The organism is Aliishimia ponticola (assembly GCF_004803475.1).
Classification (GTDB): Bacteria; Pseudomonadota; Alphaproteobacteria; order Rhodobacterales; family Rhodobacteraceae; genus Aliishimia; species Aliishimia ponticola.
The window spans coordinates 103,459-115,919 of sequence record NZ_SRKY01000003.1; the positions used below are offsets into that span (position 1 = coordinate 103,459).

A 12,461-nucleotide genomic window follows, 5' to 3' on the forward strand; every position below is an offset into this window, starting at 1 on the left:
GGCGCGGCCCCTGCTCTTAGCCTTTGTCGTGGTGCTTTTTGCCGTGACGCTTCTGCATCTTCTCGACAGCCGCTTCGAACTCTTCCTTGCTCAGCGCGCCGTCATCATTGGCATCGGCACGGTCGAACATACGCTCGCCACCGCCGCGACGCGGCTTGGGAAGCTCGTCCTGGCTGATCTGGCCATCGCCATTCTCATCCATACGCTCGACCATCTTGGCTGCGCGATCCTTGGCGCGTGCCGCCATCTGCGCTTCCAGCTCCTCTGCGCTCAGCATTCCGTCACCATTAGTGTCGGCGCTGGTGAAACGTGCCTCGCGGCCCGCTTGCATCTCTTCCTTGGTGATCTGGCCGTCGCCATTGGCGTCGATCTCTTCAAAGCTGGGACGCGGGCGCGGTTCGCCACCGCGTGCATCGGCCATCGCCATTCCGCCTGCCAGGATTGCTGCGCTCAGGACACTCAGTTTTACGAAGTTATTCATTAGGTGTTCACTCCTGCTTTCAGGTTTGCAACAGACCGTTTTTGGCCTGTGATGTCCCCTTCCACGGAGCCCGTTCGAACTTCCGTCGCTTTTTTTTTGCAGTTTTTGAAAACCTGCGGCATGGCGACGCGAGGACAACGGGACGCCTTCTCATCTGCACGCGAAACACCGATGTTAGCGTATATAAGCGACCGCGTGACGACACGTGTGACGAAAGGCTGAACCAAATGACCGCAGATTCGACCCCGATCCCACAGGACATCGCGCCTGAGACCGCCACCGAAGACGACCGCCCCCTTGGCGTTGCCTTGGCGCGCGGGTTTCGGCGCAAATGCCCCAATTGCGGCTCTGGGCCGTTGTTGCGCAGCTATCTCAAGGTGAACGATGTCTGCCCGGTCTGCGACGAAGAGCTGCATCACCACCGCGCCGATGACGGACCCGCATATCTGACGATCCTGATCGTGGGGCACCTGATGGCACCACTGCTGCTTTATGTCTTCATGACGTGGCGCCCCGAACCTTTGGTGCTTTTCACGATCTTTGCGGTTGGCTGCGTCGGCTTGTCCCTTTACCTTCTGCCAAGGCTCAAGGGGGCGGTGGTCGGATTCCAATGGTCGCGCCGCATGGGAGGCTTCGGCGCGTCCACGTGACCCCCGCCATGCGACAACGGGAGACCGCATGACCACAGACAATACGGCTGACACACCGGCTCGGGCACCGGCTGACAAATCGGCAGTGCGCAACGCGGCCACGGTCATCGTGCTGCGCGATCGGCATAGCAAACCCCATATCTTGATGGGACAGCGCGGCGCGAAAGCCGCCTTCATGCCCAATAAATTCGTCTTTCCCGGCGGTGCCGTCGATCCCGGCGACGCGGAAATCCCGCTTGCCCGCCCCCTGCCCGGCACCTGCCAGACCCGTCTGCGCGAAGATATTCTTGTCCCACCGATCACGCCCGAGGCTATCGCTGCCGCTGCGATCCGCGAGCTTTGGGAAGAAACCGGTCAGGTTCTGGGCCAGCCGGGAGATTGGACGGATGCGCCAGCCGATTGGGACGGGTTTGCCGCAACGGGCCATGTGCCTGATGCCGGGCCGCTGCAATTCGTGTTCCGCGCCCTGACCCCGCCGGGCCGCCCGCGCCGCTTTGATGCGCGGTTCTTCCTGGTGGATGCCGAGGATCTGGCGTCAGACCCCGATGATTTCTCTGCGGCCTGCGACGAGCTTTCGCATCTGCAATGGGTCGATCTGGCCGATGCGCGCCGCTTTGACATGCCCTTCATCACGGAAGTCGTGCTGAGCGAGGTCCAATCCCGGGCACGCGACCTGACCCCGCCCGGATCGGTGCCGTTCTTCAAGAACAATGACGAAGAGAACCTGTTCCTGCGCCTGCGCGGTCGCCCGATGCCCGACGCGGACTGACCCGTGACAGGTCCACTGGGGTTTGGGGGCATCCCCAAGGCCTGCGTGGCCGGAACGCATAGCCTCTGATGCGCCCCAAGGGGGGCGCGCCGCTCAGGTTGGGACGGCCAAGACCAGGCCAAGGATGGACAGCGCCAAAATCGCCATACCCAACAGCTCTCGTCGGCTGATTGCCTCCTTGAAGACCAGGGTCGCCGCCGCCAGTCCGAAGATCAGTTCCACCTGCCCCACGGCTTTGACATAGGCCGCGATTTGCAGCGTGAAGGCGGTGAACCAGCAAAATGACCCCGCCATGGAGGTCAGCCCGATGAACCCCGCGCTGCGCCACGCCGCAAGGACGCGCCCGGTCTGCCCCGCCTCGCGCCAGCGCAGCCAAAGCCACATGCCCAGCATCTGCATTGAGGTCACTGCCGCCAGCGTCACACCAGCGCGCAGCAGCGGGTCACCGGACACCACCTGCAAGGACGCCGCCCGGTAGCACACGCCCGAACAGGCAAAGAGCAGGCCCGAGGCGATCCCAAGCCCCGCCGCCCGGTTGGTCAGCCGGCGCCAGCCGGTTTCCACCGCCGCCGGATCGACCGACAGCAGGACCACCCCGACCACGCCCAGCGCAATCAGCATCAAGCCTCCCGCGCTGACCCCTTCGCCCAGCACGATCAGGCCGACGAGCACGGTCAGGATGACCTCTGTCTTGGCAAAAGCCACGCCTACAGCGAAATTCCGGCTTTGAAACAGCAGAACGACGCAGATCGTCGCGATCACCTGTGTCAGCCCGCCGAACGCGCCAAAGGCCCAGAACGCAGGCGGCAAAGGCGGCAGAGACTGCCCAGAAAGGCTTAGGTAAGCTGTGATGCCCGCAACCGCCAGCGGCGCGGAGTAGAGAAACCGCGCAAATGTCGCGCCCCCCGCCGACAGTTTGGTTTGCGACAAGGTTTTTTGCAGCATGAAGCGCAGGGTTTGAAACACCGCCGCCGCAAGAGAAAAGACGATCCAAAGGCTCATGCGCCTCTAGTGGATCATCCGTCGCGATCTGGCCAGAGGGGATGTGGCACCGGGTCTTTCGCGCGCCAGAGAAACTGCCGGAAAATCTGCCCGTAAGAGCGGTAGAGATACCCGTCATTGCGCGCCAGATACCGCGCCTTGTTCTGCGCATAGAGTGCAGGCAGCCGATACCAGGGCACCTTGGGGTGCATATGGTGTACGACATGCAGATTGTTGTTCAGGAACAGAAAGGCCAGCAGCCCGCGATCTTCGATGATGACCGTCCGGCCCGATGCGCGTTCATGGGCGCGGTGTTCGAGGAAGGTGCGAATTTTCAGCACCGACAGCGCCGCATAGCAGCAGACCAGATACAGCCAAAGGGGCAGCGGGCTGACATAGACCAGCGCCAGAACCAGCGCCGCGCCCGGCAGATGCCAAAGCCAGCCGCGCAGCACCTGCCTCTCGCCGCGGCGGATCGCACGCCAGTCGCCTTCCATGAAGGCCACCTGCCCCAAGATGGGACCGAGGATCATGCGGCCCGCCAAGGTGTTATTGGCCCGGCGCAGCGCCTGCGCCCAGATCGGCATCCGGCCCCAATGCGCCGGGTCAAGGTAATTGCTTTCAGGATCGTCATAGGGATCGGTCAGGATCGAATCCTGGTGGTGCGCCAGATGCGTGTCGCGGAACCGCAGATAGGGCACGGCAAGGCCGGGGTTGATCCAGACCAGTGCTTCGGAGGCGATGCGCGAGGGGAATGGGTGGCCGTGGCAGACTTCATGGGTCAGCGAGGCGTGCAGCACCAGCGCAAGGACCAGCACCGGAACCGCCAGAGCGGGTGACGCCGCGCCGATCCAGAATACCGCTGCGGCCCACCCCGCGTAACACAAGGTAATTAGCCCGAATGTGGCCCATTCGATCCTGAGGGCCTGCGATATTGGAAAGCGCGCGGAAGTGCCGTTCATGGTCTCTTTCTGCCGGTTGGAGGAACCCTTGCAGGCTACGACCTCACGCGGATGTGACCATTCTGAATTTCGTTAACATTCCCATCATTCTGTGATATTATTCACGCCATGCCCGATATTATCGACAAAAGAGCCCGCGCTCTGGCGTTCCGCGACAGGCTGTCTCGCGCCATGGTGGACGCCGGAACGAACCAGTCAGCGCTTGCACGCGCGATCGGCGTGGATCGTTCGACCCTGAGTCAGGCGTTGACCAGTGACGGGCCGCGCCTGCCCGGTGCGCAGGTGATCGCGGCCTGCGCCACGGCCCTTGGCGTGTCAGCCGATTGGCTGCTGTCCCTCTCCGACCGGCCCGAAAGCGCGCAGGATATCGCGGCGTCCTCTCTTGGCCTGACAGCGGCGGCACGCGCGCTGGTGGATGATCAGATTTTCTCGTGGCACCAAGAGGCGCAGGGCTACAAGATCCGCCATGTGCCTGCCGCACTGCCCGATATGCTCAAGACCGAAGACATGCTGCGTTGGGAATACAGCTCACATCTGGGGCGCCGCCCGGATGAGGCGATTTCCGCCAGTCAGGCGCGGCTGGATTGGATGCGCACGGCGCAATCGGATTACGAGATCGCCCTGCCCCTGCACGAGGTGGAAAGTTTCGCCCGCCAGACTGGATATTATGCCGGGCTTCCGGGTGATATCCGCGCGGCTCAACTGGATCACATCATTTCTGTATGCGGTCAGCTTTACCCCCGCCTGCGGCTGTACCTGTTCGATGCGCGCAAGCTTTATTCCGCGCCGATCACGGTCTTCGGTCCGCTCTTGGCGGTGCTGTATTCGGGCGGGCATTACCTGACCTTCCGCGACCGGGAGCGCATCGAAACCCTGACCCTGCATTTTGACCGCTTGGTGCGCGAAGCCGAATTCACCGCCCGTGACGCGCCTGCTTTTCTGGCACGGTTTTCCGCGCAGGTCTGAGAACGCCGGGAAAGCGTCGTTTTAAGCTGCGGCCCCGGTGCCGGTCCGGATTAGATATCCCCCATGTATGTGCTGCATGACGCCCCGGCCAACGCCTGTCTCATGGACTTGGCCCAAGATTTGAAACCGCGCGGCGAAGTGCGGGCTGCGATGACCGCCGAAGGGTTGGGAGAGACTCCGCTTTCCCGGCCACAGCTTGCCATACCGCCAGAAGGGAGCGCGCTTTAATCATGTTTCTGTCCGTGTTCGATATGTTCAAGGTGGGGATTGGCCCATCCTCTTCCCATACGATGGGGCCGATGGTGGCAGCCGCGCGGTTTCTGGACATGATGCGCGCCGCGCCGTTCCGGTTTGCCGGGATGCGCGCGTCGCTACATGGCTCGCTGGCCTTCACCGGTGTCGGCCACGCCACCGACCGGGCCACCATTCTTGGCCTGATGGGCTTCACCCCTGAAAGCTATGACCACGACAAGGCCGAGGCCGCGCTGGCCGATCTGGCGCAAACACGGCGGGTCACGGTGGACGGGCTGCCGGAGTTGCAGTTCGACCCCAAGGCCGATCTTGTGTTCGACTATGACACAAAGCTGGAAGGCCACGCCAACGGCATGATCCTGATGGCGACCGATGCGCAGGGCGACGTGATCTTGCGGCAGGTCTTCTATTCCATTGGCGGCGGCTTCGTGATGACCGAAGAAGAGCTGGCCGCGGGCAAGGCGACCGATGAGGGCGACCCGGTCCCCTTCCCGTTCAAATCCGCCGCCGAAATGTTGGAGATGTCCAAGTCTTCCGGCAAGACCATCGCCGAGATGAAGCGCGAGAACGAACATGCCCGTGGCGGGCCGGAAAGCCTGAAAGCGGGCACGGCCCGGCTGTGGCAGGTGATGAATGACTGCATCGATCGCGGGCTGACCACCGATGGGGTTTTGCCGGGCGGGCTTGGTGTCAAGCGCCGCGCCAAGGCGATCCATGACAAGCTGCTGGAAGAGCGCGGCATGAACCTGACCGCGCCGCATACCATCAATGACTGGATGAGCGTCTATGCCATGGCAGTGAACGAGGAAAACGCCGCCGGAGGCCAGGTCGTCACCGCGCCGACAAACGGGGCCGCCGGGGTGCTGCCCGCGACGCTGCGCTATTACCTCGACCATGTGCCGGGGGCGACGGAAAGCCGTGTCGAGGAATTCCTGCTGACCGCCGCCGCGATTGGCGGGTTGGTCAAGTTCAACGCCTCCATCTCCGGCGCAGAGGCAGGATGTCAGGCAGAGGTCGGCAGCGCCTCTGCCATGTCGGCAGCGGGCTTATGCGCCGTGCTCGGCGGCACGCCCGAGCAGATCGAGAACGCTGCGGAAATCGCGTTGGAACATCATCTGGGGATGACCTGCGATCCGGTGCGGGGTCTGGTTCAGGTGCCGTGTATCGAACGCAATGGTCTTGGCGCGATCAAGGCGGTCTCTGCCGCGTCGCTCGCCCTGCGGGGGGACGGCACGCATCTGGTGCCACTGGACGCCTGTATCGAAACCATGCGCCAGACCGGCGCGGACATGAGCGAAAAGTACAAGGAGACGTCGCTTGGCGGATTGGCCGTCAATGTGCCAAACTGCTGACACGACTTGCGCGGCGGGCCCTGACCCTGCCGCACAACCTGTTTCATCGCCTGACCAAACCTGTGGCAGCGCGTTACAAGTTAACTCTTTATCAACCATTAGCTGAACCTATGATATTTCGTGGAGTGGGGTCCGCCCTTTAAATCGATTCAACCTTTTAGGTCGCATTCATGGCTCAAGACCGTCCAGTGCTTGGAATTCTCTTGATGCTCGGCTTCTGTGTCGTGGCCCCTATGGGCGATGCGGTCGCTAAACTTCTGGGAGAGCGGCTGCCGCTGGGCGAGATACTGTTCGTGCGCTTCGCGGTTCAGGCCCTGATGCTCGCGCCGCTGGTCTGGCTGACCGGCCGGGCGTGGCGGATGCGGGGACGCGTGCTGGCGCTGACCTTCCTGCGCACGATTTTGCACATCATCGGGATCGGCGCGATGTTCACCGCGCTGCAGTACCTGCCCCTCGCCGACGCCGTTGCCATCGCGTTCGTGATGCCCTTCATCATGCTGCTTCTGGGCAAGATGGTTCTGGGCGAAGAGGTCGGCGCGCGGCGTCTGATTGCCTGTATTGTCGGCTTTATCGGCACGCTTTTCGTGATCCAGCCCTCTTTCGCCGAGGTGGGTTGGCCGGCCCTGCTGCCGCTGGCGGTTGCGGTCAATTTCTCTGTCTTCATGCTGGTCACGCGGCAGATCGCCAAGGATACCGATCCGGTGGGCTTGCAGACCGTGTCCGGCTTTATGGCCATTGCGATCATGGCCCCGCTTTTGCTGGTGGCGCGCGGCTCTGGGCTGGAGGTGTTGGAGATCGTGCCCCCGGATGGCTATGAAACGATGCTGCTTCTGGGGATCGGAGTGCTGGGCACGGTCGCGCACCTGCTGATGACATGGTCGCTGCGCTATGCGCCCTCGGCGACGCTGGCCCCGATGCAATATCTCGAAATCCCCTTCGCGACGATCTTTGGCTGGGTCATCTTCAAGGATCTGCCCAATACGCTGGCGACGGTCGGGATCATGATCACCATTTCCGCCGGGCTTTATATCATCTTCCGGGAGCGGGCCACCGCGCGTGCTCTGGCGCGCAATTCAGTAGCGCCCGCGTAACCTGCGCCAGCTGCGCCCTTGGCAGCAGCGCGATCATCCCCGGCCCGTCCATCTCAAGCCGCAACAGCCCCCCTGTCGCCCGGTTCGATGTGCCGATCTGCTGGCCCGGCGCCATGGCAAGCCCGTCGATCGGCCAATGCAACCCGGCGCTGCGCCCCGTGACCGGCTGCAACGGAAAAAGCGATACGACCGCGCCTTCCCTCATCTGCAATTCGAAGCGCGGCGGGCAGTGCAGGATCACCTCGCGTTCCGCCAGAAGGATGCAGGGCCGATCCGCGTGACGCAGCATCCCGTGCAGCACCGCAAGCTGGTGATCGATCCGCGCGCCAGAGAACCCGACGGCGATAATCAGCGGTGCGTCGATCCGCGTGAGTGCTTTTTCAAAATCCGTGCTATCCTGTTCGGACACAGGGTGCAGGTTATCCGGGGGGATCATGGCCTTTGTCTGCGAATCGAGACTGTCGAAATCGCCAATCACGGCGTCGGGCACATGCCCGTATTGCAACGCGGCGGCAGCGCCACCATCTGCGGCAACGATGCGGGGCGCGAGGCCGAAGGCCAGCGCAATGTCCTGCGCACCAACCATGCCGCCACCTACCAAAGTCGTTGGCTCTTTAGATAAAATGACCGGATCAATCATGGCATCTTAATGGCTTTTTGGGAAAGGTGTCACAATTATGCCTAGAAATGATACGCTTAACGGCACAGATTCGGGCCGCTTTCGACGCGTGTGACATGGTAAACATTACTCCGCAATCTTGCAGAGGACGAGCATCCGATGATGAGCAATAATAAAATTCTCACGGTCTCCTACGGCACATTCTCTTGTACGCTGGAAGGGTTCGAAGACAGTTTTGACACAATGAAGGCGATTGCGGAATACTTCCGCGACCTCGCATCCGAAGACAGGTACTTCGGTGCGGAACCGCCGCAGCCGGATGCGGAAATGCTCGCCCGGATCGCTGAGCGCGAGATTGCCCGCCGGGTCGAAGCGCATACCAATGACAGTGGCATCCATCTGCGCGCTGGCGCATCTGCGCCGGCCCTTGGTGTTGCTGCGGTTGCCGCCGCCAGCGTGGCCGCTGAGGCCGCCCCTGAAGTGGCCGCCGAAGAAGTCGCCCCAGAAGCGGCCCCGGTTGAAGCAGCCCCGGTTGCAGAAGACCAAGCCGTGCAAGATGCTGTGGCTGAGGCGGTCCAGGAAGACGTCGCCGAAGAAGCTACCGAGGCCGACACTGCCGAAATCGCAGCAGACGCCCAAGAGCCCGTTGAAGACGTGATCGAAGACGCCGCCCCGCTGGCGGCTGAAGATGATTCTGCAATCGAAGAGGTTGCGGATACCGACGACGTTCAGGACGCGGCCGAGACCGAAGAGACCATCGAACCCCAGGAAGCGGCTGAAGTTGAAGAGATTGCCGAAGTTGAAGACGCTGCCGAGGTCGAAGAGGTTGCGGAAGTCGAAGACATCACCGATGCCGTCGCCGCGCCTGAAGTAATCGAAACGAAAGAGCCCGAGGTTGCCAAGGCAGCTCCGACCACGAATTTCGGTTTCTCCACATCGCAATCCAGCGTCATGCACGCCAGCCTGCGCTATGCGATGAACACCGTGCGTTCCAGCAGCAGCGCCCCGGCGGTTCCGGCACTGGATGACAACGCGGCGAAACCGACCACCGACGCAGCCGAAATCGAAGACCTCGTGGCCGAGCCGGTCGCGCAGGACGTGCAGGCAGAGCCGGATTCGATCGCAGCCAAGCTGCAGCGCATCCGCGACGTGGTGGCCAAGAATCAAGCGGCTCAGGACGGGTATTCCGAAGACGAGCACGCGGTCGATACCGCCGATGAGGATTACGAAGACGCAGCCAGCACCACCGACGACGCAGACGATCTTGATGCCGCCTTCGACATGGGCAGCGTTCTGGAAGGTCTGGAAGATGCCGCGTCTGACGAAGACGATACTCTCGAAGACGAGATGTACGAAGAGGACGCCGAAGATGATGCGGACGACATGTCTGACATCGTCGGTTCCATCGCAGAATCGCTCGCAGCCGCGCATGAGGAATCCATGTCCGGTCAGCCCGCCGCTCAGGTCGAGGATGACGACATCGCGGATGTGCTCTCGCGCCTTGATGAGCAGCTTGCCGAGGATGAAGCTGCCGCGTCCAGCGCCGATGAATACCTTGCCGAAGAGATGGCCGAGGAATTGGCTGCCCATACAGCCGAACAAGAGCCGGTCCTTCTTGATCCGTCCCTGATGGTTGGCGCGGACGAGGACGACAGCTTCGACGAAGTCGCGCTGGCGGAGGAAACCGGCGATATCGATGCGGACCTGATGGAAGTTGTCGCGCAGGCAGAGCAGGATTTCGAAGACATCGATCTGGATGAAACCGCCCCGCGCGCGCGCCTTCTGAAGGTCAAGCGGGACGAGGTTGACGCCGCCCTGGAGGCTGGTCTTCTGGAAGAAGTTGCCGACGAAGGCATAGAAACGTCGCTGAGCGAAGAAGACGAAGCCGACCTGATGCGTGATCTCGCGGCGCTCGAATCCGAATTGGGCGGTCAGGATGCCGAACTGTCCGCAGATACGGACATCGATCTGGACCTCGACCTGGATCTGGATGGGGACGTCGCGGATGAATTGGCCATCGATGCGGATGACGAGATCGAAGCTGCCATGGAATCGGCGGCCTCGCATCTTTTCGATGACGTGGACGGCGACGAAGAAGGCAAGCTTGACCGTCTGATGGCCGAAGCCGACCAGCACATGCACGAGCCCGAAGCCAACAGCCGCCGCGAGGCGTTCAGCCACATGCGCGCTGCCGTTGCCGCGACAAAGGCCGACGACAAGCTAGGCGATGACGCGCATACGGATGAAACCGATTATCGCACTGATCTTGCCGCTGCAGTGAAGCCGCGACGCCCGGTTGCCAGCGCCAACGCAGAGCGCCCGCGCGATTCCCGCCCGGCACCGCTGAAGCTGGTGGCGGCACAACGCATTGATGGCCCGGATGCCGCAACAGCGGCTGGCCCGGTGCGTCCGCGCCGCGTTTCAACGGCCGATCTGACCGCACCGATGGAAGACGCGGGCAGCTTTGCCGATTATGCAAACACGCAAGGCGCGACAGAGCTTCCCGAAATTCTTGAAGCCGCGGCGTCCTATCTCAGCTTTGTTGAAGGGCGCGAGCAGTTCTCCCGCCCGCAGCTGATGACCAAGGTACGCCAACTGCAACTTGACGGTTTCACCCGCGAAGATGGGCTGCGCCACTTCGGCAAGCTGCTGCGCTCGGGCAAGATCGAAAAGCTGAAAGCGGGCCGCTTTACAGTGTCCGAAGGGATCGGCTTCCGCCCGGACGACGAACGCCAAGCCGGCTGATCGCCCCCCTCTATCAACAAAGCGGCCCCCAATTTGGGGGCCGTTTTGCGTTTTACTGATCTGGGCCGTTCGGATCTATGTCGTCTGGGTCCGCTTGGCCGACGCCCAGAAACAACCGTTTGAGCGGCGCGATCCAGATCACCCCCAACCCGACATAAACCAGCAATTCCAGCCAGATAGACGGGCGGTCAAACAGCCCGACAATGGTGACAGCCACCACGATATAGGCGGGCAGACCAAGGATCAGCACCAGAAGCGACAGGCGTTTGCGGGTTTTATAGTTCATGGGGCTCCGATCAGTCAGCGAAGGGGTCGGTCACCAGAATGGTGTCATCCCGCTCCGGCGAGGTCGAAAGTAGCGCGACCGGGCATTCAATCAACTCTTCGACCCGGCGCACATACTTGATCGCATTCGCAGGCAGGTCCGCCCAGCTGCGCGCGCCCTCGGTGCTTTCGGACCAGCCGGGCATTTCCTCATAGACCGGAACGCAGCGCGCTTGCTTGTCGGCGGCCGTTGGCAGGTAATCCAGCACTTCGCCATCCAGCTCATAGCCGGTGCAGATCTTCAGCGTTTCGAACCCGTCCAGCACATCCAACTTGGTCAAGGCGATACCGTTGACGCCCGATGTGGCGCAGGTCTGCCGCACAAGGCAGGCATCGAACCAACCGCAGCGCCGTTTGCGCCCGGTTGTGGTACCGAATTCATGCCCACGTTCGCCAAGGCGCTGGCCATCTTCGTCTTCCAATTCGGTCGGAAACGGCCCTTCACCCACGCGCGTGGTATAGGCTTTGACGATTCCCAACACGAAATCGATACCGCCCGGCCCGATGCCGACACCTGTCGCCGCCTGCCCTGCAATCACGTTGGACGACGTCACGAAAGGATAGGTGCCGAAATCGATATCCAGCAACGCGCCCTGCGCGCCTTCAAAAAGGATGCGTTTGCCCGATTTGCGCGCATCGGTCATCACTTTCCAAACCGGCGCGGCATAGCGCAGAATCTCTGGCGCGACCTCTTCAAGCTTGGCGATCAGCCCATCGCGATCCACCGGGTCCAGCCCCAGCCCGCGCCGCAGCGCATCGTGGTGTACCAGCGCGCGATCCACGCGTTTTTCCAGCGTCGCCTTGTCGGCCAGATCGGCCACGCGGATCACCCGGCGGCCCACTTTGTCCTCGTAGGCAGGGCCGATGCCGCGGCCTGTCGTGCCGATCTTGGCGACGGCATTCTGCGCCTCGCGCGCGCGGTCGAGTTCCCCGTGGATCGGCAGGATCAGCGGCGTGTTCTCGGCGATCATCAGAGTTTCCGGCGTAATATCAACACCTTGCGCCCGAACCGTTTCGATTTCCTGCACCAGATGCCACGGGTCCAGAACAACGCCATTCCCGATCACGGACAACTTTCCGCCGCGCACAACGCCCGACGGTAGCGCGTGCAGCTTGTACACTTCGCCGTCGATAACCAGCGTGTGACCGGCATTGTGACCGCCTTGAAACCGCGCGATGACATCGGCACGTTCGCTGAGCCAGTCAACGATCTTGCCCTTGCCCTCGTCGCCCCACTGTGCGCCCACCACAACAACATTGGCCATGTTC

General features: G+C 62.3%; 12 protein-coding genes. 6 read left to right on the forward strand and 6 right to left on the reverse strand.

Annotated elements, in window-relative coordinates:
• Nucleotides 1–16: 16 nt before the first annotated feature.
• Nucleotides 17–481 (reverse strand): EF-hand domain-containing protein, encoded by a 465-nt coding sequence (locus tag E4Z66_RS11610; RefSeq protein WP_136463199.1) that lies wholly within the window; start codon nucleotides 479–481, stop codon nucleotides 17–19.
• A 227-nt stretch (nucleotides 482–708) separates the two neighbouring features.
• Here E4Z66_RS11610 and E4Z66_RS11615 point away from each other — a divergent pair, with 227 nt between their 5' ends.
• Both E4Z66_RS11615 and E4Z66_RS11620 read left to right on the forward strand, forming a co-directional pair.
• The gene (locus E4Z66_RS11615; RefSeq protein WP_136463200.1) at nucleotides 709–1,131 is read left to right on the forward strand and encodes a DUF983 domain-containing protein; all 423 of its coding nucleotides are present in this window, start codon (nucleotides 709–711) and stop codon (nucleotides 1,129–1,131) included.
• Between the two features lie 28 nt (nucleotides 1,132–1,159).
• The gene (locus E4Z66_RS11620) at nucleotides 1,160–1,900 is read left to right on the forward strand and encodes an NUDIX hydrolase (protein ID WP_136463201.1); all 741 of its coding nucleotides are present in this window, start codon (nucleotides 1,160–1,162) and stop codon (nucleotides 1,898–1,900) included.
• A gap of 93 nt (nucleotides 1,901–1,993) precedes the next feature.
• Here the strand turns inward: E4Z66_RS11620 and E4Z66_RS11625 are convergent, their stop codons facing one another.
• Complete coding sequence (locus E4Z66_RS11625; RefSeq protein WP_136463202.1) at nucleotides 1,994–2,902, reverse strand: DMT family transporter; 909 nt, start codon at nucleotides 2,900–2,902, stop codon at nucleotides 1,994–1,996.
• Nucleotides 2,903–2,916: 14 nt separating this feature from the next.
• Complete coding sequence (locus E4Z66_RS11630) at nucleotides 2,917–3,843, reverse strand: fatty acid desaturase (RefSeq protein ID WP_136463203.1); 927 nt, start codon at nucleotides 3,841–3,843, stop codon at nucleotides 2,917–2,919.
• A 108-nt stretch (nucleotides 3,844–3,951) separates the two neighbouring features.
• Between E4Z66_RS11630 and E4Z66_RS11635 the strand changes: the two genes are divergently transcribed.
• The 3 genes from E4Z66_RS11635 to E4Z66_RS11645 all read left to right on the forward strand — a co-directional run bounded on the left by E4Z66_RS11635 (nucleotide 3,952) and on the right by E4Z66_RS11645 (nucleotide 7,504).
• On the forward strand, nucleotides 3,952–4,809 hold the full coding sequence (locus tag E4Z66_RS11635; RefSeq protein ID WP_136463204.1) for a helix-turn-helix domain-containing protein: 858 nt from the start codon (nucleotides 3,952–3,954) through the stop codon (nucleotides 4,807–4,809).
• Between the two features lie 230 nt (nucleotides 4,810–5,039).
• Complete coding sequence (locus tag E4Z66_RS11640) at nucleotides 5,040–6,413, forward strand: L-serine ammonia-lyase (protein ID WP_136463205.1); 1,374 nt, start codon at nucleotides 5,040–5,042, stop codon at nucleotides 6,411–6,413.
• A 170-nt stretch (nucleotides 6,414–6,583) separates the two neighbouring features.
• Nucleotides 6,584–7,504 (forward strand): DMT family transporter, encoded by a 921-nt coding sequence (locus E4Z66_RS11645; protein ID WP_136463206.1) that lies wholly within the window; start codon nucleotides 6,584–6,586, stop codon nucleotides 7,502–7,504.
• Here the strand turns inward: E4Z66_RS11645 and E4Z66_RS11650 are convergent.
• Nucleotides 7,443–8,144, reverse strand: a complete 702-nt coding sequence (locus E4Z66_RS11650; RefSeq protein ID WP_136463207.1) for a thiamine diphosphokinase — start codon at nucleotides 8,142–8,144, stop codon at nucleotides 7,443–7,445. The two genes, E4Z66_RS11645 and E4Z66_RS11650, sit on opposite strands and share 62 nt — an antisense overlap.
• A gap of 138 nt (nucleotides 8,145–8,282) precedes the next feature.
• On the opposite strand from E4Z66_RS11650, the gene E4Z66_RS11655 reads away from it, so the two are divergent.
• Nucleotides 8,283–10,868 carry a hypothetical protein gene (locus E4Z66_RS11655; protein WP_211097149.1) on the forward strand — a complete coding sequence of 862 codons (2,586 nt, stop codon included), beginning with the start codon at nucleotides 8,283–8,285 and terminating at the stop codon, nucleotides 10,866–10,868.
• Nucleotides 10,869–10,920: 52 nt separating this feature from the next.
• Here E4Z66_RS11655 and E4Z66_RS11660 read toward each other — a convergent pair whose 3' ends face one another.
• Both E4Z66_RS11660 and E4Z66_RS11665 read right to left on the reverse strand, forming a co-directional pair.
• Entirely contained in the window at nucleotides 10,921–11,154 is a 234-nt protein-coding gene (locus E4Z66_RS11660; RefSeq protein WP_136463209.1) for a DUF2842 domain-containing protein, read from the reverse strand.
• A gap of 10 nt (nucleotides 11,155–11,164) precedes the next feature.
• Nucleotides 11,165–12,457: an adenylosuccinate synthase gene (locus tag E4Z66_RS11665; protein ID WP_136463210.1), complete on the reverse strand. Its 1,293-nt coding sequence runs from the start codon at nucleotides 12,455–12,457 to the stop codon at nucleotides 11,165–11,167.
• Nucleotides 12,458–12,461: the final 4 nt, after the last annotated feature.